General features: G+C 69.5%; 25 protein-coding genes. 13 read left to right on the top strand and 12 right to left on the bottom strand.

All coding sequences use genetic code 11. From position 1 onward, the window contains the following. The coding region (locus tag N5C88_RS25610) for an MFS transporter (protein WP_347881410.1) at positions 1-1,172 on the bottom strand (1,172 nt) is incomplete at its 3' end. 162 nt (positions 1,173-1,334) lie between these two features. On the opposite strand from N5C88_RS25610, the gene N5C88_RS25605 reads away from it, so the two are divergent. Continuing rightward, positions 1,335-1,790: a helix-turn-helix domain-containing protein gene (locus tag N5C88_RS25605; protein ID WP_059380571.1), complete on the top strand. Its 456-nt coding sequence runs from the start codon at positions 1,335-1,337 to the stop codon at positions 1,788-1,790. Here N5C88_RS25605 and N5C88_RS25600 read toward each other — a convergent pair. The 4 genes from N5C88_RS25600 to N5C88_RS25585 all read right to left on the bottom strand — a co-directional run bounded on the left by N5C88_RS25600 (position 1,787) and on the right by N5C88_RS25585 (position 5,404). Continuing rightward, positions 1,787-2,767, bottom strand: coding sequence for a pyridoxamine 5'-phosphate oxidase family protein (locus N5C88_RS25600; RefSeq protein WP_280016491.1), 981 nt, complete (start codon positions 2,765-2,767; stop codon positions 1,787-1,789). The genes N5C88_RS25605 and N5C88_RS25600 overlap by 4 nt on opposite strands. Positions 2,768-2,796: 29 nt before the next feature. Continuing rightward, on the bottom strand, positions 2,797-3,435 hold the full coding sequence (locus tag N5C88_RS25595) for a glutathione S-transferase (protein ID WP_118933747.1): 639 nt from the start codon (positions 3,433-3,435) through the stop codon (positions 2,797-2,799). Between the two features lie 123 nt (positions 3,436-3,558). After that, entirely contained in the window at positions 3,559-4,464 is a 906-nt protein-coding gene (locus N5C88_RS25590) for a LysR family transcriptional regulator (protein WP_118933746.1), read from the bottom strand. Between the two features lie 58 nt (positions 4,465-4,522). Continuing rightward, entirely contained in the window at positions 4,523-5,404 is an 882-nt protein-coding gene (locus N5C88_RS25585) for a LysR substrate-binding domain-containing protein (protein WP_280016490.1), read from the bottom strand. Positions 5,405-5,532: 128 nt separating this feature from the next. Here N5C88_RS25585 and N5C88_RS25580 point away from each other — a divergent pair, with 128 nt between their 5' ends. Beyond that, positions 5,533-6,204, top strand: a complete 672-nt coding sequence (locus tag N5C88_RS25580) for an NAD(P)H-dependent oxidoreductase (RefSeq protein ID WP_280016489.1) — start codon at positions 5,533-5,535, stop codon at positions 6,202-6,204. On the opposite strand, the gene N5C88_RS25575 is transcribed toward N5C88_RS25580, so the two are convergent. From N5C88_RS25575 to N5C88_RS25545, 7 genes are all read right to left on the bottom strand, one after another. Continuing rightward, the gene (locus N5C88_RS25575; protein ID WP_280016487.1) at positions 6,123-6,956 is read right to left on the bottom strand and encodes an AraC family transcriptional regulator; all 834 of its coding nucleotides are present in this window, start codon (positions 6,954-6,956) and stop codon (positions 6,123-6,125) included. The genes N5C88_RS25580 and N5C88_RS25575 overlap by 82 nt on opposite strands. A gap of 21 nt (positions 6,957-6,977) precedes the next feature. After that, positions 6,978-7,937, bottom strand: coding sequence for a proline dehydrogenase family protein (locus tag N5C88_RS25570; protein WP_118933743.1), 960 nt, complete (start codon positions 7,935-7,937; stop codon positions 6,978-6,980). A 73-nt stretch (positions 7,938-8,010) separates the two neighbouring features. Further along, on the bottom strand, positions 8,011-8,913 hold the full coding sequence (locus N5C88_RS25565) for a DMT family transporter (RefSeq protein ID WP_059380563.1): 903 nt from the start codon (positions 8,911-8,913) through the stop codon (positions 8,011-8,013). A gap of 157 nt (positions 8,914-9,070) precedes the next feature. After that, on the bottom strand, positions 9,071-10,321 hold the full coding sequence (locus tag N5C88_RS25560) for a D-amino acid dehydrogenase (RefSeq protein WP_059380562.1): 1,251 nt from the start codon (positions 10,319-10,321) through the stop codon (positions 9,071-9,073). Positions 10,322-10,429: 108 nt separating this feature from the next. Further along, entirely contained in the window at positions 10,430-10,867 is a 438-nt protein-coding gene (locus tag N5C88_RS25555) for an Rrf2 family transcriptional regulator (RefSeq protein WP_059380561.1), read from the bottom strand. 61 nt (positions 10,868-10,928) lie between these two features. Continuing rightward, the gene (gene hmpA, locus N5C88_RS25550) at positions 10,929-12,146 is read right to left on the bottom strand and encodes an NO-inducible flavohemoprotein (protein WP_280016486.1); all 1,218 of its coding nucleotides are present in this window, start codon (positions 12,144-12,146) and stop codon (positions 10,929-10,931) included. Between the two features lie 88 nt (positions 12,147-12,234). Continuing rightward, entirely contained in the window at positions 12,235-12,891 is a 657-nt protein-coding gene (locus N5C88_RS25545; protein ID WP_280016485.1) for a 4'-phosphopantetheinyl transferase superfamily protein, read from the bottom strand. Between the two features lie 112 nt (positions 12,892-13,003). Between N5C88_RS25545 and N5C88_RS25540 the strand changes: the two genes are divergently transcribed. From N5C88_RS25540 to N5C88_RS25490, 11 genes are read left to right on the top strand one after another with little or no spacing between them, the layout of a single operon-like run. Then, positions 13,004-13,729 (top strand): beta-ketoacyl synthase chain length factor, encoded by a 726-nt coding sequence (locus N5C88_RS25540; RefSeq protein WP_280016484.1) that lies wholly within the window; start codon positions 13,004-13,006, stop codon positions 13,727-13,729. Then, a complete protein-coding gene (locus N5C88_RS25535) occupies positions 13,726-14,565 on the top strand; it encodes a lysophospholipid acyltransferase family protein (protein ID WP_223283414.1) in 840 nt (279 codons plus the stop codon). Before N5C88_RS25540 ends, N5C88_RS25535 begins: the two co-directional genes overlap by 4 nt. Positions 14,566-14,569: 4 nt before the next feature. Continuing rightward, positions 14,570-14,830 carry a phosphopantetheine-binding protein gene (locus N5C88_RS25530; protein WP_059380556.1) on the top strand — a complete coding sequence of 87 codons (261 nt, stop codon included), beginning with the start codon at positions 14,570-14,572 and terminating at the stop codon, positions 14,828-14,830. Positions 14,831-14,847: 17 nt separating this feature from the next. Continuing rightward, a complete protein-coding gene (locus N5C88_RS25525; protein WP_013392999.1) occupies positions 14,848-15,102 on the top strand; it encodes an acyl carrier protein in 255 nt (84 codons plus the stop codon). After that, the gene (locus N5C88_RS25520; RefSeq protein ID WP_280016483.1) at positions 15,099-15,647 is read left to right on the top strand and encodes a hypothetical protein; all 549 of its coding nucleotides are present in this window, start codon (positions 15,099-15,101) and stop codon (positions 15,645-15,647) included. Before N5C88_RS25525 ends, N5C88_RS25520 begins: the two co-directional genes overlap by 4 nt. Positions 15,648-15,650: 3 nt before the next feature. Further along, positions 15,651-17,351, top strand: a complete 1,701-nt coding sequence (locus N5C88_RS25515; RefSeq protein ID WP_280016482.1) for an AMP-binding protein — start codon at positions 15,651-15,653, stop codon at positions 17,349-17,351. Next, positions 17,338-18,090, top strand: a complete 753-nt coding sequence (locus tag N5C88_RS25510; protein ID WP_280016481.1) for a glycosyltransferase family 2 protein — start codon at positions 17,338-17,340, stop codon at positions 18,088-18,090. Before N5C88_RS25515 ends, N5C88_RS25510 begins: the two co-directional genes overlap by 14 nt. Beyond that, the gene (locus N5C88_RS25505) at positions 18,087-19,010 is read left to right on the top strand and encodes a glycosyl transferase (RefSeq protein WP_280016480.1); all 924 of its coding nucleotides are present in this window, start codon (positions 18,087-18,089) and stop codon (positions 19,008-19,010) included. Before N5C88_RS25510 ends, N5C88_RS25505 begins: the two co-directional genes overlap by 4 nt. Beyond that, entirely contained in the window at positions 19,003-19,446 is a 444-nt protein-coding gene (locus tag N5C88_RS25500) for an acyl-CoA thioesterase (RefSeq protein WP_251880792.1), read from the top strand. The genes N5C88_RS25505 and N5C88_RS25500 overlap by 8 nt, the downstream gene beginning before the upstream one ends. Further along, positions 19,443-20,060 (top strand): outer membrane lipoprotein carrier protein LolA, encoded by a 618-nt coding sequence (locus tag N5C88_RS25495; protein ID WP_280016479.1) that lies wholly within the window; start codon positions 19,443-19,445, stop codon positions 20,058-20,060. Before N5C88_RS25500 ends, N5C88_RS25495 begins: the two co-directional genes overlap by 4 nt. After that, entirely contained in the window at positions 20,044-22,398 is a 2,355-nt protein-coding gene (locus tag N5C88_RS25490) for a hypothetical protein (protein WP_280016478.1), read from the top strand. Before N5C88_RS25495 ends, N5C88_RS25490 begins: the two co-directional genes overlap by 17 nt. Positions 22,399-22,414: the final 16 nt, after the last annotated feature.

Genomic DNA, 22,414 nt, shown 5'->3' with positions numbered 1-22,414 from the left:
CCAACGGCCAAACGCTCACCACGCGGCACCGTCACCGCCCAGAACACCAACGCCACAACACTGATACCGGCACCCAACACGCAAACCCCCAGCCAGCCCGCCTGCGCATAAACCACCGTCGAAGCGATAGACCCCAATCCGCTGCCCACCGCATAGAACATCATGTACCCGCCGACCAATCGACTATGCGCCTGCGGATTCACGCTGAAGATCATGGTCTGATTCGTCACGTGCAGCGCCTGCAGGGCGATGTCCAGGACCAGCACGCCCAACGCCAGCAGCCACAGGCTTTGCTCCAGGAAGGCAATCGGCACCCAGGCCAGGCAAAGCAACGCCAGACCCGCGGCCGTGGTCCGCTCGCCCTGCCCGCTATCGGCCAACCGTCCCGCGCGCGCCGCCATCAGCACGCCCGCCACGCCCACCAGTCCGAATGCGCCCACCGCGCTATGCGTCAGCGAATGCGGCGGCGCGCTCAGGGGCAGTACCAGCGCGGTCCAGAAGGCGCTGAAGGCGGCGAACATCAGCAGCGCGATCATGCCGCGCACGCGCAGCACGCGTTCGGTGGCCAACAGGCCGTAGAGCGAGCGCAGCAAGGCCCAGTAACCCATGTCCACCGCGGGCAGCCGGCGTTGCGGCAGGCGCCGCGCCAGCACCACCGCCAGCACGGCGGCCAGCGCCGCGGACACGACGTAGACCGCGCGCCAGCCCCAAAGGTCCGCCACGGCTCCGGCCAGCGTGCGTGCCAGCAACAGGCCGATGACTACCCCGCCTTGCGCGGCGCCAACCACGCGGCCTCGCTCGCCCGGTGCGGCCAGCGCCGCGGACAAGGCCAGCAGGCCCTGCGTCATTGCCGTTCCCAACAAGCCCAGCGCCACCATGCCCATCAATAGCCAGGGCGTGCCGGCCGACAGCGCCACGGCCGCCAAGGACAGCACCAGCAGCGCCAACTGTCCCAGCATCAGGCGCCGACGGTCCAGCAGGTCGCCCAGCGGCACCACGAACAGCAGCGCCAGCGCGCAGCCCAGTTGGGTGGCCGTGACCACGATACCCACCGCGCCTTCGGCGATGCCGAACTCGCGGCCGATGGCGTCCAGCAGGGGCTGGGCGTAATACACATTCGCCACGCTCAGGGCGCAGGCCACCGCCAGCAGCATGACCAGGGATCTGGGCATCGGGCCTGGGGGTGCGGAATCGGCGGGTTCTGGTCGGGCTGACATGTCTTGCTCCAATTTGGTTGCTTTATAAAACCAGAATAGTAGTTTTCAAGGTTTTATAATGCAACCGAAATTTCGATACGCCTGCCATCACCGCCTTTCCCTCAGCAAGGATCCGATATGGTCAAACGCACTAGTCTCGAAGGCGCCGCCTGCCCGGTGGCGCGCTCCCTGGACGCGATCGGCGACTGGTGGTCGCTGTTGATCGTGCGCGACGCCTTCGACGGACTGCGGCGCTTCGGCGAATTGCAGAAAAGCCTGGGCGTGGCCAAGAACATCCTCAGCGACCGGCTGCGCACGCTGGTGGCGCACGGCATCCTGGAAGTGGCGCCGGCCTCGGACGGCAGCGCCTACCAGGAATACGTGCTGACGGACAAAGGCCGGGCTCTCTTTCCGGTGATCGTGGGCTTGCGCCAATGGGGCGAAGAGCACTACTACGGCCCCGCCGAACCCCATTCGACGCTGATCGACCGCAAGCGCGGCCAGCCCGTGCGCAAGCTGGAAATCCGCGCGCAGGACGGCCGCCTGCTCGGGCCGGACGATGCCGTGGTGCAGAAGACCGCGCTCGCGGGCTAGCTCCGCTGCGCAGCCCCCGCGGCAGGCCATTGCCCGGTTGCCAGCGCGGTGGGCGAATACGAATCGAAGCGCCAGCGCAACGCCAGCGCGCCGGGCCGGCGGACCACACGCCGCACATGCACCCGCCACAGCCGCTCGGCGCCCTCGAACTGCGCGATCTCCGGGCTGTCCAGGATGATTTCAGCGGCGCCCGTCAGCTGCAGCACGTCGCCGCGCTCGAAGTCCATGAACAGCAATCCGGCGCGCGGGTTGAGCACCATGTTGCCCAGGGTGTTGAAGAAGCGGTTGCCGGAAAAGTCGGGAATGGTCAGCACGTCGCCGTCCACCCGCACGAAGCCCGGCTTGCCGCCGCGGTGCGACACGTCGACCTTGCGGCCGCCTTCGTCCGCGTAGGTGGCCACGAAGAACGTGTCGGACCGGGCGATCAGCGCCCGCGCGGCATCGTCCAGTCCGCCACGCTCATTGGGCACGCCCGGAAAGCGCAGCGCCGGCGAACGCGAAAACTGGAATTCCCGGGCCTGGATGTATTGCGGGCAATTGCCGAAGGACTGCGTCACCGCCACCTCGAAGCGCTTGCCGTCCCAGGCCGCGATGCGACCGTTGGCACGGTTGCGCCGGCGCGTGTGCAGCTCGATTCCCAGCAGGCCCACCTGCCGGTCCGGCCCCAGGCCGGCCAGCAGCGGATCGTCGGCATCCGGCACGGCGGACACGCGCAGGCTGCGCGGATCGGGCGAGGACACGAAGCCGGGCAGGCCTTCCAGCACGCCGGCCCAGGGATCGCCCTGCCCGTCCACCGCGCCTGCGACCAGGAACGGCAGCTGCTCAAAAAACAGGCGGTGCTGGTCCGGCATGTAGTCGCGGATGACTTTGGGTCCGGTCACCGCCATGCGTTCGGCGATCCCCACGTGCTGTTGCAGCAGGCGTTCGCCGGCATGCCAGGGCGACGGCGGGAGGGTGGCGGGCTCTGCGATGGACATGGCGTGCTCCTTGCGCGCGGCGCTCGCCCTCAGGCGGCCTGCAGGCCCACGGGCGAGCGGGGCATGGCCACGAAGCGCGGCAGGCTTTCGATGCGGCCCAGCCAGGCGCGCACGTGCGGATAGGCATCCAGCGAGACGTTGCCTTCAGGCGCATGCGCCACATAGGCATAACAGGCCACGTCCGCGATGGTGGGCGCCGCGCCCGCCAGGAAATCGCGCCCGGCCAGTTCGCCGTCCATGACCTTGAGCAAGGCATGGGCGCGGGCCAGCGTGCTGTCCACGTCATAGGCCGCGCCGAACAACGTCACCAGGCGCGCAGCCGCCGGGCCGATGGCCAGCGGACCGGATGCCACCGACAGCCAGCGCTGCACCGCCGCCGCGCCGGCGGGATCCTCCGGCAGCCAGGCCTGGCCGCCGTAGCGCTTGGCCAGGTAGACCAGGATGGCGGTCGAATCCGCGACCACCACTCCGTCATCGTCGATGACCGGCACCTGGCCGAAGGCGTTGAGCGCCAGGAACGGCGGGCGTTTCTGCTCGCCGCCGCGCAGGTCCACGTCGACCTTGCGGTGCGGCACGTCCAGCAGGGACAGCATCAGGGCGACGCGATGGGCGTGGCCGGACAGGGGAAAGCCATAGAAGGTCAGCGAGGGGGGCTGGGCGGTTTGCATGAGCGGGCTCCAAGTCGGATACAGGCTCCATCTTGTGCCGGCGCCGGGCGCGCGTGAACGGCCAGCGGCGGCAAGACACTCTTGCAGCGGATGAAAGAAAGATGGCGAGCGCGGGCCCGGACGCTACGCCGGCAGCGTCGCCAGATCGCGCCGCAAGGCCTCGACGCAGAACTCCACGAAGCTGCGCACCTTGGCCGAACTCTTGCGGCCTTCCGGATACACCAGGTGGACCGGCAGCGGCGGCAGCTCGAAGTCGCGCAGCACCACCTCCAGGGCGCCGCTGGCCAGGTGCCGCGCCACCTGGTAGGACACCACCTGCGTCAGGCCCCAGCCCTCGCAAGCCGCCAGCACCGCGGCCTGAAAGGACGTGACCGTCAGCTGCGAATCGACGCGCAGGCTGCGGGGCTGGCCGTCCTGCTGGAAGCGCCATTGCGGCGTGCGGCCCTCCATGGCGGCGGTGACGGTGCAAAAGCGCGGCAGCGACTCCAGGTCCCGCGGCACGCCGTGTTCGCGCAGGAAGGCGGGCGCGGCGCAGACCACGCGGCGCACCTGCCCCACCGGCACCGCCGTCAGCGTCGAATCCGGCAAGGCGCCGATGCGCACCGCGACGTCCACCCGTTCGTCCAGCAGGTTCACCACGCGGTCCACCAGCAGCGTGCGCACGGAAACTTCGCGGTGCGTGCGCAGATAGGCCAGCACCGCCGGCATCACGTGCAATTCGCCGAAGAACGCCGGCGCAGTGATGCTGAGCGCGCCTCGCGGCGCGGCCATCGCGCCGGTCACGGCGTCGTCGGCCTGCTCCACTTCGTCGAGGATGCGGCGGCAGTCGTCGGCATAACGCTGGCCGGCCTCGGTCAGGCGCAGGCTGCGCGTGGTGCGCACCAGCAGCAAGGCGCCCAGCCGCCGCTCCAGCGCCGAAACGCTGCGCGTGACGGTGGGCGCCGACATCTCCAAGCGGCGCGCCGCCGCGGCGAAACTCTGCGCTTCGGCCACCGCCAGGAATACGCTCATTTCATGGAATCGATTCACGCCTTGCGGCCTCCGCGCTGATTTTGGGAAAGAGAGTAGAAGCGCGCGCAGGGGCGCGTCAATCGAACTCCTTGCGCAACCACCCCAGGAAAGCCTTGACCGGCGGATGGCGTTCGCGGCCCGGCGCGCACAGCGCGGTGTAGGCGGCCCCCGCCACCCGCACTTCAGGGCGATACGCCGCCAGGGTGCCCGCCGCCACGCTGTCCGACACCATGACGGAGCTGGCCAGCACCAGGCCCTGGCCGGCAATCGCGGCCTGCAGGGCATAGTGCTCTTCCTCGTAGGCATGCAGCGCCGCCGGCTTGCGCCAGGACGGCAGGCCTGCCGCCTCGCACCAGTCCAGCCAGCCCTGCTCGTACAGCTGCGAATCGCGCCAGCGCACGGTCACCAGCGACGGCGCGCGCCTGCCCGGCCGGGCGGCCAGCGCGGGCGCCCCATAGACGCCGAACCACTCCTGCAACGAGCAGGCGGCGTGCAGCCCGGGCCAGCGCGAGCGGCTGTAGCGGATGGCCAGGTCGACGCTGGCGTCGCGCAGCAGGTCCACCGTTTCGGGGCTGGTGTTCAGGTTCAGCTGGTATTGCGGAAACGCCGCGTAGAAGCGCCCCAGCCGCGGCACCAGCCATAAGGCCGCGAACGAATGCGTGGTGGACAGCGTCAGCGCGCCAGAGGCCGGCGCGGCGCGCAAGGCGTCCAGGGTCTGCGCCACGTCGAGCAAGGCGCCATGGACGCCTGCAAAAAGGCGCGCCCCCTTCTCCGTCAGGCGCACGCCGCGCGGCACGCGTTCGAAGAGCGCGTAGCCCACGTGCCGCTCCAGCGCCTTGACCTGATGGGACACGGCCGTGGCCGTGACCGCCAGTTCGGCCGCGGCCAGTTTGAAGCTGAGCAATCTGGCGGCTGCCTCGAAGGCGCGCAACGCGGTCACCGGTAGCGTGGCAAACATGGATTCCTGGCTCTATGGATGAAATCAATTCATCATATTCAAGGATTCATCATTTGTCGCCTGTCAGTCCGTAAGACAGAATTTTCCTCACTACATGGAAGCATCCATGCCAACAAGAGGAACCAGACATGAATTCAGATCATCCCACCAAGCGCCTGCTGATCCTGGTCGGCAGCCCGCGGCGCGACGGCAACAGCGCGACCCTGGGCGCGGCCGCGCTGCGCGGGGCCGAGACCGCGGGCACCCAGGCCACGCTGCTGTTCCTGGACGACTACATCGAGGCCTTCCTGCCGGACTTGCGGCGTTCGCCCCCGCCGACCGACCGATACGCCGAGCTGTTCCTGGAACACTTCCTGCCGGCCGACGGCGTGCTGATCTGCACCCCGATCTACTGGTACGGGATGTCGGCGCAGACCAAGGCGTTCTTCGACCGATCGTTCAGCCACTATGCCGGCCAGGGCCCCGAGCCCGACCGGGTGAAGCAGCGCATGACCGGCAAGCGCCTGGGCCTGGCGGTCGCGTCCGAGGAAACCTACCCCGGCGCGGCGCTGGGCATCGTGCACCAGATCCAGGAATACGCGCGCTACACCCATTCGGACTTCGTCGGCTACGTGCATGGCGCCGGCAACCTGCGCGGCGAAATCGCGGCGGATCCGCGCCAGCCGCTGCAGGCGGCGGCCGAACTGGGCGCCGCGTTCTTTACCCGCAAGTACTCCGACTACCGGGTGGAAACGCCGCGCGCCCGCAATGTCTGGGAGCCCGCCCCTGCGTTGCGCAGCACGCCGGGCGTGCTGCCGTAGACCAGCTTGAACACGCGGGTCAGATGGGCCTGGTCGGCGAAGCCCACGGCATGCGCGGCGTCGGCCAGCGCCAGGCCGTCGCGCAGCAGCGCCCGGGCCCGCGCCACCCGCCAGTTGCGCAGCCAGGCCTGCGGCGGCAGGCCGTAGCGCCGCGCGAACTGCTTGACCAGGGTGGTCCGGTGGCGGTCCTGCGCCAACGCCAGGGCCTCCAGGTCCGGCGCGCAGGCCGGGTCGGCGGCCATGCGTGCGCGCAGCAGCGCGCAGACGTCGGACTCGTCGCCGGCCGCTGCGGGGCTGGCCTGCGCATGCGCCGCCAGCAGGCCGAACAGCGCGGCGGAGATGCGCTCGCGACGCTCGGGGTCGGCGATGGGATCTGGCGTGAGTGCGTCCAGCCACGCCTGGCATAGCGCCGTATCGCGGATGACGGGCCCCGCCAGCGCTGCGCCGCCCGCGTACAGCGCGAGTTCGTGGTTCCTGAACCAGGCCTGATCGATATAGGCCATGCGGTACCCCAGCGGCGCATCCGAGGTGCCGCCGGTATGGACTTGGCCAGGCGCAATCACCACCAGATCGCCCTCGCCCGCGGCCTGCGGCTCGCCATGCACGGTGAAGGCGCAGCGGCCCTGCGCGATGGCGCCGATGGACCAGGCATCGTGGAAGTGCGGCGCATAGCGGTAGCCGCGCAGGTCCGCGATCAGGACGTCGCCGGGCAGGCCGGCGCCGCAATGCCAGATGTGTCGGGAAACCGCCATGGATACGTGTGCGTGGGGCGCCTAGCCGAAGTAGCTCTGGTCCGAGGTCAGCGTGCGGGCCAGCAGCCATGCGTTGCGGGGATTCTCGCCCACGCGGCGCACGGCATATGGCCACCAGTCGCCGCCAAAGGGCAGATAGACCCTGACGTTATAGCCCAAACGGCGCAGCGCGAGCTGCCAGTCCGGCCGCACGCCGTAGAGCATTTCGAATTCGAAGGCTTCGGGCGGCCAGCCGCGCTCCCGCGCCAGCGCCAGGATGGCGCCGGCCAGGCGGTCGTCATGGGTGCCGAAGACGGGCTGGAAGCCGGAATCCAGCGCCTCGCGCGACAGCATGATGGCGGCGGCGTCCAGATAGGCCTGGTCGATGCGCGCGCGGCCGGCGTGGTCCAGCGCGCGCTCCGGAAACGCGCCCTTGACCAGCCGCAGCGACGTGCGCTGGCGAATCGCCCAGGCCAGGTCCTGCGGCGTGCGGCGCCGCTGCGCCTGTAGCGTCAGGCCTGCCGGTATGCCGGCTTGCAGCAGTTCGCGGTGCAAGGCGCAGGTGCGGTCGCAGATGGAGGAATCTTCCATGTCCAGCACCATCCAGTCGCGTCCCAGGCCGACCGTCCGGCGCGCCGCCAGGCCGATGCGCCGGGCATTGTCGCGGCCCAGCGCATCGTCGCGCATATAGCCGATGGCCGTGGGATCGACCGACACGTGCACGTCCAGTCCCGCATGCTCCAGCGCCCGGCAGGCGCCGAGCGCCTGGGCCACGTTTTGCTCGATGGCCTGGGGATCGTCCACATATTCGCCCAGGTAGAAGAGCGAGGCGCGGATGCCGTGCGCCTCGCGCAGCCTGGCGGCCGTGCGGACGGCGGCGTCGACGTCCGCGCCGCCGACGAAACGGGCCGCCAGCGACGTGCGGGCCGCCATGGCCCGCATCGCCCGCCCCACGCCCGGGCTGCGCGCCAGCGCGATCGCGGTTCTCTGGAACATGCTCATGGGCTCTCTCCCTATAAAGAGAGCCACTGTGCCGGTGCGGCGCGCGCCCGTCTTGAACGCCAGTGAAAACTTCCTAATCCAGCGCCAACCCGCGGGCGCGGCCGAACAGCGGGCGCTGCACCGTCTGCGCCAGCAGCACGCCGGCCAGCGTCACCGCGCCGCCCAGCAGATGGTACAGGTGCAGCTGCTCGCGCAGCATGACGAAAGCGGCCAGCGCGGTGAACAGCGGCAACAGGTTGATGAAGATGCTGCAGCGATTGGGCCCCAGCCGCTGCACGCCTTCGATCCACAGGAAGGACAGCAGCACCGACGAGAAGATGCCCGCGTACAGGATCAGCGGCACCGTGTTCATGTCCAGCGCGGCCTGCGCCGCCGGCACGCGCAGGTACAGCGGCAGCATGTAGAGCAGCGCGAAGATCGATTGCACGAAGGTGGACTGCCAGGCCGGCAGCGGCACCTTCCAGTGGCGCAGCAGCACGCCGTACAGCGCATAGGACAAGGCGGCCAGCAGCATCAGGCCGTCACCGACGTGGATGCCGTGCTGGAACACGCTCAGCATGTCGCCCTGGCCCACCAGGTACAGCAGGCCGAGGAACGACAGCGCGCCGCCGGCAGCCATGCCCAGGGTCAGCGGATCGCGCAGGATCACCACGCTGAGCAGCATGCTCAGCAAGGGAATCAGCGCGGTCAGGATGGCCATGTTGGTGGCGGTGGTGGTTTCGGCTGCGCGATAGGACAGCGCCTGGAACACTGCCGACGACAGGGCGCCGTACAGCGCCAGCTTGGGCCAATGGCGCAGGATGGTCTTGCGGTTGCGCCAGGCCGGGCCGGCCGTGAACAGGCCCATCAGGAACAGGGCCAGCACCAGCCGGTAGAAGGTGATGGCGGTGGGTGAGATGGCGCTGGCGGCCATCTTGGAGACGATGACGTTGCCCGCCCAGAACAGGATGGCGAACAACGGAAACAAGTAGGACATGGTGGTTGCGCTCGGAGGATGAGAGATGGCCTCCTGCCGCCTGCGGCGCCCCTTTGCGGCGACGCAGGCGGCAGGAGTATCGCTATCCTATTGAGCGCGATCCGGTCCGTCTGCCGATGAAAAGGCAGCCACTATCGCAAAATGGACATCGCCCGTATCAGGGGCGGAACGGCGCCGGATCCAGCGGCAGCTCCAGCCCGCCCATCTGGGCCGTCAACAGCGCGGCGCTGCCGCAGGCCAGGGTAAAGCCCAGCGCGCCCTGCCCGATGTTCAGCCACAGGTTGTCGGCGGCATGGCTGCGCCCGATCAGAGGCTTGCTGGTGGGGGTGGCCGGACGCAGCCCCGCCCAAGGTACTGCCTGGCGCAGGTCCAGCGCCGGAAACGCCTCGTGCACCTGGCGCTTGAGCAACCCGATGCGCGCCGTGTCGATGCCGGCATCGGCGCTGCCGATGTCGACCATGGCCGCGATCCGCAGCACGCCGCCGACGCGGGCGTAGACGATGCGCCTTTCGTAGTCCGTGACGCTGATGCGCGGCGCCACCGAGTCGTCGTCCTCGGCCAGCGGCACGCTCAGGCTGTAGCCCTTCAGGGGATACAGCGGCACGTCATGGCCCAGCGGTTTGAGCAGCGTGCGCGTGCCGATGCCGGTGGCCAGCACGATGGCGTCGGCGCCGATGTCGCCATCGCGCGTGTTCACCGCCACGATGCGGCGCCCTTCGCGCTGCAGGCCGGACACCGGATTGGACATGGCGCATTGCACGTTGGCCATGGTCTGCAGGCGGTCGAACAGCGCCTCGGTGAACTGGCGGCAGTCGCCCGCCTCTTCGCTGGGGGTGTAGATGGCCCCGGCCAGGCTTGCGCCCATGCCGGCCAGCGCGGGTTCCAGCGCCAGCGTCTGGGCGGCGTCCAGCACCTGCTGTTCGGCGCCGTGGTCGGCCTGGTACGCCACCAGTTCGCGCGCCTTGTCCAGCAGGGCCGGACTGCGGTAGGCGATGAGCTTGCCGTTCTTCAGATGGCCGAAATCCAGGTCTTCCTGCTCCAGCAGCGAATGCATGACGTCCCGGCTCAGATAGGACAGGCCAGCCAGCTGGACCGTGGAAGCCTTGGCCACCGAGGCCCGGCACGCCAGCGCGAATTGCAGGCACCAGCGCCATTGATGGGGATCCAGCCTGGGCCGGAAACGCAGCGGGGAATCCTCGCGCAGCAGCCAGCCCGGCACGCTGGGCAGCACGCCGGGACCGGCCAAAGGCGCCACGTAGCTATAACTGAGCTGGCCGCCATTGGCGTAGCTGGACACCTCGGCCGGACGCGCCTGGCTGTCCACCAGCACCACGTCATGGCCCTGGCGCGCCAGGAAATAGGCCGACGTGACGCCCACGACGCCAGCGCCGATTACGCAAACCCGCATACTCTTAGATCCAGAAAGACAGGGACACCGCGCTATTCTGGGACGCGCCCCGCCCGTCCGGCAAATGCCAAACTCCGCAGGGTCCATAACAAAACATCATGCCCCGCCTCAGGCGACGCGGTGCAGCTTGATGATGGCGGCGGCCGTGGGGTCGCGCACCAGATCGGCCAGGGTGTAGCCGTTGAGCGCCTCGTAGAAGGCCTGCAAGGTTTGCGCCAGCACGCCGGACAAGCGGCACGCACCGTCCAGCGCACAGGGAGGCTCGCGGCAGTCGATCAGCGGCCCCTGCTGCTCCAGCTGCCGGATCAGGTCGCCCAGCCGGTAGCGGTCGGCGGCCTGCGACAGCCGCAGGCCGCCGCCCTTGCCGCGCGAGGTGCTGACCCAACCCTGCTGCGCCATGAAGTGCACCACCTTCACCAGATGATTGCGCGACACGCTGAAGCGGTCGGCGATCTCCGGAATGGTGACGGCGGCGGACCGGTCGCGGCATTGCGTCAAGTACATCAGGACGCGCAGGCCGAAATCGGTGAATCGGGTCAGTTGCATGGCAGGGACGAAAGGAATGGGCGCTGGCGGCCCGGAAACTCAGGCCGCCAGGATACACCGCTCAGGCGGGCGCGCCGCCGCTGCCGAAGGCTTCGGCATGGATGCGGTCCGCGGGCACGCCCAGGCCGGTCAAGGCCTCGCGCTGCGCGCGCATGAAGCCGGCCGGGCCACACAGGTAGTAGTCCGCGCCAGGCACGATGACTTCGTCGCGGATGGCGTTCAGGTCCACCCGGCCGGCGTAATCGTAGTCGCGGCCCGGCTCGTCGCCGTGGCCGACCTCCTCGTAGAACACGGCCTTGCGCACGTTGGCGCGTTCGGCGGCGATGCTGTTGACGTGATCGCGCATGGCGTGGACCGAGTTGTTGCGGCAGCCGTGCACGAAACGGATCTGGCGCTCGTCGTTCAACCCCACCAGATGGTTCAGGATGGAGACCATGGGCGTCAGGCCCACGCCGCCGCTCAGCAGCACCACCGGCGCGCTGCCTTCGTCGCGCAGATGGAAATCGCCCTGGGGCGGCGCCACGTCCAGCACCCCGCCCTCTTCCAGGCGGTCATGCAGGGCGTTGGAAACCCGGCCGGCCGGCGTATCGGCGCCAGCCGCTTCGCGCTTGACCGAGATGCGCAGGCGGTCCTGGCCCGGCGCGTCGGACAGGCTGTACTGGCGCGGTTGCATCAGGCCCAGTTCAGGCACGAAGACGCGCACCGACACGTACTGGCCGGGGCGGTAGACAGGCACTTCGCCGCCATCGGCCGGCGCCAGGTAGAAGGACGTGATCTCGGCGCTTTCGCGCTGCTTGCCAACCACGCGGAACGCGCGCCAGCCGGTCCAGCCGCCCGGCTTGGCGGCCGACTCCGCGTACAGGCGCGCCTCTTCGGCGATCAGCAGGTCGGCCAGTTGGCCGTATGCCGCGGCCCAGGCAGCCACCAGCTCTTCCGTCGCCGCCTCGCCCAGCACTTCGCTGATGGAGGCCAGCAGATGCTTGCCCACGATCTGGTAGTGCTCGGGCCGGATGCCCAGGCTGACATGCTTGTGCACGATGCGCGTCACCACGGGCATCAGCACCGAGGGATCGTCGATGTGCTCGGCATAGGCCGCGACCGCGCCGGCCAGCGCCTGCTGCTGCTCGCCGCCGGCTTGGTGACCTTGATTGAAGACATGCTTGAGCTCGGGGTTGTGCTTGAACATGCGGGCATAGAAATGCTTGGTCAGCGCAACGCCGTGCGTCTTGAGAACGGGCGCCGTGCCCTTGACCAGGGCGCGGATTTGGGGACTCAACATCAACTGCTCCTTGTGGCGCGATCGGAATCGCCATTAAACATGCATTTATAATACATCTTTAAATGCCCGCTGAAAAACACCAGGCGATTCAATCCGGTCCGGAAGTCCACCCGCCCAGGATGGCAAGCGGCGGTAACACGCAATCGGCCCCGGCGCGCCATTGGGGTCGCGCCGCGTCGTCAGCCGGTCCGCGCCACGCCACGGACGCGATCCAGTCCTCGCCCAGGCGCCACGAACAGGCGCGCCACCGCCCCGGCGGCGCACGCAGGCGCCACCCCGCCTTTCCGTCGAACGCCAGGCCCACTGCGGCCATGTCCGCGGGGAAATCCAGTCCGGCCGCCTTGATGAAGGCTTCCTTCAGCGTCCACAAGAGATAAAAGCGTTCCAATTGGGCTGCGCCTTCCAGACCGGCCAGCGCGGCTTGCTCGGCCGGCGCGCATACCCACTCGGCCAGGCGCAGGACCTCGCGCGGCCGCACCCGCTCCAGATCGGCGCCCAGTTGCCACCCCAGCGGGGCGGACGCGCAGACCGCGTGACCGCCGCTATGGCTGAGCGACAGGGTTGCAAGCGGCATGGCCTGCCTGGCGTCCTGCAGCAGCGCCCTGCTGACCCGCCAATCGATCTGGGCCTTCGAACTGCGCAGCGCCGGCGCACGCGCGGCGTCCGCGGCCGACAGGTCCTGGCTGCGGTAGCCAGCAGCGGCGCCTTTGTCTGCCCACCAGATTAAAAGTTCCTGAATGCTCACGGGAGAAAGTAACAAATAGCAAGCTTAAGTGTAAGAAATACAGGAAATATTGTGTATTATGTAACGTTTTAAATCAAAATGGCCTGACATCGCCATAGTAGAATCGCGCGCTATGTTGACGTTTTCGATCGCGCAATGGCAGGGTTGGGCGCAAGGAATCGATGGCCCCAGCGACTGGTTGAAATGGGCCGAACATCCGTTCTGCCCGATCGGAAATCAGAATCCGCCCCGCCTGGACTTCCTGCCTCCCTTGCAACGCCGCCGCCTGAGCCCGCTGGCTCGCGGGGTGTTCGAGTGCGCGTGGCCGTTGGCCGAGGGACGCCCGCCCATGCCGCTGGTATTTGCCTCCCGCCATGGCGAAACCACCCGCAACTTCGGCCTGCTGCAAGCACTGGCGGCGGACGAACCCTTGTCGCCCACGGCCTTCGGCCTGTCGGTCCACAACGCCATCGCCGCGCAGTGGTCGATCATACGCCGCGAAACCACCGAATCCGTGGCCTTGTCGGTGGAAGACGACGGCCTGGAGCATGCCTGCATCGAAGCGTCGATGCTGTTCGACGCCGGCCACCAGGACGTGCTCGTGGTGCTGGCCGAGGAACGGCCGCCCGCGCCTTACGCCCCCTGGATGGATGACGCGCCCTACGCTTATGCGGTCGCCCTGCATCTGCAGCCCGGCGCCGACTGGACCTTGGCCCTGGCTCCGCAGGCGCCCGATGCCGCCCGCGGCGCGCAGGCTTGGCCCAATCCCCTGAACCTGCTGCGCCACCTCCTGCTGCGCACGCCCGGCTGGCGCCACGCCAACCGCTCCCGACTATGGACCTGGACACGCACGGCATGACGAGCGCCACACCACCGCGGCAGGACTTCTGGCTCTGGCGTCTGTTCGCCACCGGCATGGCCTTCACCCTTTTCGGGCTGGGCGGCGTGCTGCTGCGCGTGCTGGTGTTCCCGCCGCAGCGCTTGCTGCCCGGCGACAAGGCGGACCGCCAGCGCCGCGCGCGCGGCGCGCTGAACGGCACCTTCCGCCTGTTCATCCGTTTCATGGTCCGAACCGGCATCCTGACCGTGGAATTCAAGGGCGCCGAACGTCTCGGCAAGCCCGGACAGATGATCCTGGCCAACCACCCTTCGCTGTTGGACGTGGTGTTCCTGGTGGGCCACGTCAAGAACGCCAACTGCATCGTCAAGCACGGCCTGGCCACCAACCCGTTCACCCGCGGCCCGGTGGCCAATGCCGGCTACATCACCAACGACGAAAGCTTCGACATGTTCGACCGCGCCGCCGACGTGCTGCGCGCGGGCGAGACCCTGATCGTCTTTCCGGAAGGCACGCGCACGCCGCGCGACGCCATGCCGCGCTTTCATCGCGGCGCCTGCGCCATCGCGCTGCGCGGCGCGCGCGTGGTCACGCCCGTGGTCATCAGCATGAATCCCCGCAGCCTGACCAAGGGCGAGCCCTGGTACCGGATTCCGCCCTGCCGCATGCGCTACGTGATCCGCGTGGGCGAGGACATCGATCCCGCCGCCTGGAGCGGCGCGCACCCGCTGCCCATCGCCGGACGCAAGATGAACGATTACCTGCACGCCTATTTCGAAGCCGAGCTGGCGCCCGCCGCGCCCGCCGGCGCCATCATGAATGAACAACCGCCCCAGGCGGTGGAAGTGGAGTCCTGACCGGATGAACCAACTGGAATTTGAACTCAAGACCCTCGTCATCGAATCGCTGGGCCTGGAGGACATCGCGCCCGACGATATCGACAGCGATGCCCACCTCTTCGGCGACGGACTGGGACTGGACTCGGTGGACGCCCTGGAGCTGGGCCTCGCGCTGCAAAAGCGCTACGGCATCACCATCGATCCCGAAACGCGCAACATGCGCGAGCATTTCGCCAGCATCGCCAAGCTGGCCGAGTTTGTCGGCGCCCAACGCCGCGCCTAATGGATATGGAGTCCAGGATGCATACCCGCGACGAAATCTTCAATACGCTGCGCGGCGCGCTGGTCGAACTGTTCGAGATCGAACCTGAACGCATCACGCCCGAAGCGAACCTGTACACGGATCTAGAGATCGACAGCATCGACGCCATCGACCTCATCGACCACGTGCGCCGCCAGACCGGCCGCAAGCTCGACGCCAACGACTTCCGCACCGTGCGCACGGTCGAGGACGTGGTGCAGGCCATGTGCCAGAAACAGGACCCCGCCGCATGAGACGCGGCGTGGCGGCAGCCCTGGCCGTGGCCGGCATCGCCTATCCCTTCGCCGTCCACGCGGCGCTGGGACGGGTAAGCGCCGCCTGGCTGGCGCTGCCGCTGGCCCTGCTGTGGCTGGCGCGCGGCCTGACCGCGGATGGCGCCCGGCCGGGCGCGCGCCTGCTGCCCGCCGTGGCGGTGGCGTTCTGCCTGATCCTGGCCATCTCGAATTCGCAAGACTGGCTGCGCTGGTATCCGGTGCTGGTCAACGGCATGATGCTGGCGATCTTCGGCGCCAGCCTGCGGCGCGGCCGCCCCGTGATCGAACAACTGGCCCGCCTGCGCCATCCCGACCTGCCGCCTGAAGGCGTGCGCTACACCCGCAATGTCACCCGCGTGTGGTGCGCCTTCTTCGCCCTGAACGGCAGCGTGGCCGCGGCGCTGGCGGCCTGGGGCCCCTGGAGCTGGTGGACAGCCTACAACGGCGCCGTGAGCTATGTCCTGATGGGCCTGCTATTGGCGGGCGAATGGCTGCTGCGCCCCGCCGCTGCCAAGGCGGCGTAAAGCATGGCCTGGACCGATCTCTCGCAGCTGCTGCTGCCCGCCCCGCCTGACTTGGCCGGCGCCCTGGTCGCCGACGAGCCGCCGCTGACGCGCGAGGCCTTTGCGTGCGCCAGCCTGCAGGCTGCGGGCGCCTTGCAGGCCAGGCAGTTGCGGCGCGTCGCGATCTGGTTCGAGGACGCCGCGCAGATGGCCGTCGCCCTGTTCGCCTGCTGGCGCGCCGGCGCGGTCGCGGTGCTGCCGGGCGACGCCCAGGCGCAGACCTGCGCCATGCTCGACGCCACGGTGGATGCCTGGCTGAGCGACACCGAACTGCCGCTGCCGGCGCAACGGCTGTGCCGGCTGGCCGACCTGCAAGGCCACGCGCCGCTCGCGCCCGCCGAACTGGATTCCGCGTTGACGCTGGTGCTGTGCACCTCGGGATCCAGCGGCACGCCCAAACATATCGCCAAGCACTGGCGGCAACTGATGGAAGAAGTCCGCGCGCTGCAACGGCAATGGCCCGATGCGCGCGGCCCCGTGCTGGGCAGCGTATCGGCGCAGCACATGTACGGCCTGCCCTTCAGGGTGCTGTGGCCACTGTGCGCGGGACGCCAGCTGGACCGGCCGCAGCGCCTCTATCCCGAAGAACTGCAGCAGGCCAGCCTGCGCCATCCGGCCTGCACCTGGATCGCCAGCCCCGCCCTGCTGCGCCGCCTGGGACAGCGGCTGGATTGGAACCAGTTGCGTGGCCGCCTGACCCGCATCCACTCCTCCGGCGGCGAACTGCCCGCCGAGGCATCCGACCATATCGCGCAGCACCTGGGCCTGCGCCCCAGCGAGATCTACGGCAGCTCCGAAACCGGCGCCGTCGCCTGGCGCGAAGGCGACAGCCCCTGGCAGCCGCTGCCAGGCGTGGCCGTCGAACTGAACGCCGAAGGCGCCCTGCGCGTGCAATCGCCCTGGGTCAACCCCGCCGAGGCGCAGACCGCCGACGGCGCGGAGCTTGCGCATGGCGGTTTCCGGCTGCTGGGGCGCCTCGACCGCATCGTGAAGATCGAGGAAAAGCGCATTTCGCTGCCCATGCTGGAACAGGCGCTGGCGCGCCATCCCTACGTTGCCGAAGCGCGCCTGGGCGGTCTGGCCGGGGCCACGCGCCTGGCCGCGCTGGTCGCCCTGTCGGCGCGGGGCCTGCATGCCTTGCGCAACCAGGGCCGCAAGGCGCTCGTGGACGCCCTGCGCGCGCATCTGGCCGCAGGCTTCGAATCGCTGGCCATTCCGCGCACCTGGCGCTTCTTCGCACAGCTGCCCGCCAACGCCCAAGGCAAGCTGCCGCGCAGCCTGTTCGACGCCGCCGCGGGCGCCCGGCCGCTTGCGCCCGAGGCGGTGGAACTGCCCCGCCCGTCGGAGCACGAACGCCGCTATGCGCTGGAAATTCCCTACGACCTCGCCCATTTCAGCGGCCATTTCCTCACGGCTCCCGTTGTGCCCGGGGTGGCCCAGATCGGCTGGGCCATGTCGCTGGCGCAACGCGACCTTCATCCCGAGCTGCGTTTCGCCGGCATGGAGGCGCTGAAATTCCAGCGGCTGCTGCGTCCGGGCGATACCGCCATGCTGGCGCTGAAATGGGACGCCGCGAAGCAGAAGCTGTATTTCACCTACACGGTCAACGACGCGCCCTGCTCGTCCGGCCGCATTCTGCAGGCAGGCGGCCATGCCCCCGCATAAGCTCTGCGCGCTCATTCCCGTGTACAACCACGGCGCCACGGTCGCCGCGGTGCATGCGCAGCTGGTGGCGCAAGGCTTGCCCTGCGTGCTGGTGGACGACGGCTCCGAGCCGTCTTGCGCGGCGGCGCTGGATGCGTTGGCGACCCAGCCGCATACGCATCTGCTGCGGCGCGCGGTCAACGGCGGCAAGGGCGCGGCGGTGCAGGACGGGCTGCGCGCGGCGGCGGCGCTGGGCTATACCCACGCCTTGCAGGTCGACGCCGACGGCCAGCACGCCCTGGCGGACGCGGCGGCCTTCGCGGCGGCCTCCCGGGCCCGGCCCGAAGCCCTTGTGTGCGGCGCGCCGCTGTATGGCGACGATGTGCCGCGCAGCCGTCTCTACGGCCGCTGGCTGACGCGCGTATGGGTCTGGATCAACACGCTTTCGCTCGACATCCCCGACGCCATGTGCGGTTTCCGCGTCTACCCGCTGGCCGCGGCGCTGCCCGTGATCGACGGCGCGCGCGTAGGCCGGCGCATGGATTTCGACATCGCCGTCCTGGTGCGCCTGCACTGGCGCGGGGTCGCGATGGTGTGGCTGCCGACGCGCGTGGCCTACCCGGAAGACGGCATTTCCCACTTCAAGGGCCTGCGCGACAACCTGCTGATCAGCCGCATGCATGCGGGCCTTTTCTTCGGCATGCTGGCGCGCTCGCCGGCGCTGCTGTGGCGCAGGCTTGCCGGAGGTCCGCGTCCATGAACGCCGCCGATCAGCATTGGGCCGATCAGCCCGAGCGCGGCAGCGCCCTGCTGATGCGCCTGACGGCCTGGGCCGCGCGCACCCTGGGCCGCCGCCTCGTCGCGCCCGTGGTCTGGTTGGTCGTGCTGTATTTCTATGCCAGCGGCAGCCGCGCCCGACGTTCGATCGCGGCCTACCAGCGCCGTCTGGCGCAATCCGGCGCGCTGGCCGAGCCGCTGCCGCGCCGCATGCCGGTCTACCGGCAGTACCTCGCGTTCGCCAACGCCATCCTCGACAAGCTGGACGTCTGGCAGGGCAAGATCACGATGGCCCATCTGGACATCGCCGACCCTGACGGCCTGCATGCGCAAATGGGCGGGAACCGTGGCCAGATCCTGGTCGGCTCGCACCTGGGCAATATCGAGGTCTGCCGCGCGCTGGCGGAGCAAAGCGGCACCTTGAAACTCAATGTGCTGATGCACGACAAGCACGCGGTTCATTTCAACCGCCTGCTGCACGAGGCCGGCGGCGGACTGCGCATGATCCAGGTCAGCGAGCTGGATGCTCCCGCCATGCTGGACCTGGCGCAGCGCCTGGACCGCGGCGAATGGCTGGCCATCGCCGGCGACCGCGTGCCGCTGCAGGGCGACCGTTGCACGCCCGTGGACTTCCTGGGCGCCAGCGCGCTGCTGCCGCAAGGCCCCTGGCTGCTGGCCGGCCTGTTGCGCTGCCCGGTCAACCTGCTGTTCTGCACGCGCCACGGCGCGCGCTACCGCGTGGCGATGGAACGCCTGTCGGACGGCATCGAATGGACGCGCGCCACGCGCCAGGCCCGCATCGCCGAGCTGGCCCAGCGCTACGCCGACCGCCTTGCCGCGCACTGCCGCCTGGCGCCGCTGCAATGGTTCAACTTCTACCCTTTCTGGAAAGACGATGCGTAAACGGGGCGTCATCGGCGCTGAAGTCGAAATCCGCGTGCCCTTCTTCGACGTGGATCCCCTCAACGTGGTCTGGCACGGACACTACGTCAAATACCTGGAACAGGCCCGCTGCGAGCTGCTGGACCTGCTGGAGCACAACTACGACGCCATGCGCGCCAGCGGCTACGCCTGGCCGGTCATCGACCTGCATCTGCGCTATGCCCAGCCCGCGCAATTCGGCCAGCGCCTGACGGTGCGCGCCGAACTGGTGGAATGGGAGCACCGGCTGAAGATCAACTACCTGATCCTGGACGCCGCCAGCGGCCAGCGCCTGACGCGGGCCACGTCCGAACAGGTGGCGGTTTGCATCCAGACCCGCGAAATGCAATTGACCTCGCCCGCCGCGCTGGTCGACGCCGTGCGGCGCAAGCTGCAATCGATGGAGACGCCCGCATGACGCGCCGCCTGGTTTTCATGCGCCGCCTGTGCGCCCTGGTGGCCTTGGCCCTGCTGCCCCTGGCCGCCCGCGCCTTCGACCTGGCCGATCTGCAAACGCAACTGAACGCCACGCCTGTCGTGCGCGGCCATTTCGTGCAGCAGAAGTTCCTGCGCTCGCTACCGCAGCCGCTGACCAGCCGCGGCGATTTCACGTTGGCGGCGGGCAAGGGCCTGCTGTGGCTGCTGCGCACGCCGATCGCTCAGGACCTGCGCATCGACGCCCGCGGCATCTCGCGGCGCGACGAAGCCGGCAAATGGCAGGCCCTGCCGCAACACGCCGGCGCCGGCCGCGAGAACCGGCTGTTCCTGTCCGTGCTGGCAGGCGACACCGCCGGGCTGCGCGAAAACTTCGACCTGGCGCTCAGCGGCGACGCCGATGCCTGGCAGCTGCTGCTGACGCCGCGTTCGGCGCTGCTGCGGCAGATCTTCGACAACATCCAGATCAACGGCGGCAAGCTGGTCGACCGCATCGAGCTGCGCGAGACGCAGGGCGACCGCAGCGTGCTGCAGATGACGGATGCGCAGGCCGCCCAGGCCCTGACCGCCGAGGAGCAACGTGCGTTCGCCGATTGAGCGCTGGCTGCCGCGGCTGTTCAAGCTGGGGCTGCTGCTGATTCTCTGCGCCGGCGCCTGGCAAAGCCGCCATGGCTGGCCGGTGTCGGCCAACCTGATGGAGCTGGTGCCCCAGGCCGGCGCCGACGCCACGCGCCAATTGGCCGAGGCCCGCATCCAGGAACCCCTGTCGCGGCAGCTCATCGCGCTGGTCGCCGCTCAAAGCGCAAACGCCGGCGCGGATGCCGCAGCCCCCGCACGCCTGCTGGCGCAGCGCTGGACCGACAGCGGCCTGTTTTCTTCCGTGCAGGTGGAACTGCAAGTCGACGTGCCCGCGCTGCGCGCGCAACTGCTGGCGGGCAGGCTGGCCATGCTCCCTGCGGCCGACCGGCATCAGCTCGAGACCGATCCCGCGGCCTACGCCCAGCGCCGCGCGCGCGAACTCTCCGATCCGTTTTCATCTTCGGGCCTGGTGCCGGCGGACCAGGACTGGCTGGGCCTGACGCGCCGCGCCGAACAGGCGCTGCGCCCGGGCGGTGCGGTGCAGTACGACATGGGCACGGGCACCCTGCAGGCCGAACACGCCGGCAGGCGCTGGATGCTGGTGCGCGCCGAAACCCGCGGCGATGCCTTCGACGCGGCCGCGCCCCAGCAAATCGCCGCGCAGCTCGACCAGGACCGCGCGGCACTCGGCGCGGCCGGCGCCGAGCTGCTGGTGGCGGGCGGTCCCCTGTACGCGGCCGCGGGCCGGGCGCAAGCGGTTGCCGAAAGCAGCTGGATCGGTACCGGCGCCACCATCGGCATCGTGCTGGTCCTGCTGCTGGCGCTGCGGCGCGTGCGCGCGCTGCTGGCTTTCGTGCCGGTCGCCGTCGGGCTGCTGACGGGCGCGGTGGCCTGCGTGGCGGTGTTCGGCTCCATCCATGTCCTGACCCTGGTGATCGGCGCCAGCCTGATCGGGGTGGCGGTGGATTTCCCCATGCACTGGCTGGGCAAGAGCTATGGCATGACCGACTGGCAGGCCTGGCCCGCGCTGCGGCGCGTCCTGCCCGGGCTCACCATCAGCCTCGCCGCCAGCCTGGTCGGCTACGTCGCGCTGGCGTTCACGCCGTTTCCCGCGCTGACGCAGACCGCGGTGTTCTCGGCCGCTGGCCTGCTGGGCGCCTACGCCTGCACCGTGTGCCAGTTGCCGGCCTGGATGGACGGCTGGCGGCCCCGCCCCTGGCAGCCGCTGCTGCGCTTTGCCGAGGCCGCGCTGCGCGCGCGTCAGCGCCTGGCCGGACGCCGCGCCGCGCTCTGGCTGGGCGCCCTGGCCCTTATCGCCGCCACTGCCGGCGGCATCAGCCGGCTGAGCATCCAGGACGATCTGCGGCAATGGCTCAGCCTGCCCGCGCCCTTGCTGCAGCAGGCCCGGCAGATCGGCGAAATCACCGGCTTCATGCCGACCAGCCAGTTCTTCCTGGTGCGCGCGCCCGACGCCGACGAGTTGCTGCGCAGGCAGGCGCGGGTGTCGCAGGCGCTGGACGCGCTGGTCGCGCGCGGCGATCTCGCCGCCTACAACGCCTTGAGCCAGCTGGTCTCGCCGGCTGCCGACCAGAAGGCGCTGGGCGCGACGCTGGCCGGCCTGGCCGCGCAGCCCGACGCCTGGAAGCCGCTTACCGACATCGGCATCCCCTACGCGGCCATGCGCCAGGAACTGGAGTCCATGGCCGCGCTGCCGCCGCTGGCCATCGAGGACGCGCTGCAAGGCCCGCTGGCGGAGCGCTGGCGGCCGCTATGGCTGGGCCTGCGCGACGGGCAGGCTGCGGGCATGGTGACCTTGCTGGGCCTGCGCGACGCGTCCGCGCTGGAGGCCATCGCCCAGGTTGCGCCGGACGTCACGCTGGTGGACCGCAGCGGCGAACTGAACCGCATGTTCGCGGCCACGCGCATCGAAGCCGCCGAACTCAAGCTGCTGTCCTATGGGGTCGCGGCGCTGTTGCTGCTGCTGACCCTGGGCCGCGCCGCCGCCTGGCGCATCCTGGCCGTGCCGCTGGCGGCCACCGCATGCAGCCTGGCCGCGCTGGGCTACCTGGGCCAGCCGCTAACCCTGTTCAGCCTGTTCGGCCTGCTGCTGGTGTCGGCCATCGGCGTGGACTACGCCATCTTCATGTATGAACGGGTCGCTGGCGCGGCCGCCAGCCTGGTCGGCATCCTGCTGGGCGCAGCCACCACGCTGCTGTCCTTCGGACTGCTCGCGGTCAGCCAGACGCCCGCCATCGCCAACTTCGGGCTGGCGGTGGCGCTGGGCGTGGCCTTCTCGCTGCTGTGGGCGCCCTGGATCAATCCGCCGCGCGCAGCCGCAGCATCCTGCTTTCAATAACTAAAAGGACATCTCC

Origin of the sequence: Achromobacter sp. GD03932 (genome assembly GCF_029839485.1) — a bacterium.
Classification (GTDB): domain Bacteria; phylum Pseudomonadota; class Gammaproteobacteria; order Burkholderiales; family Burkholderiaceae_B; genus Achromobacter; species Achromobacter bronchisepticus_A.
Note: the sequence above shows the minus strand (reverse complement) of the source record. Positions and strands in the feature narration are given on the sequence as shown.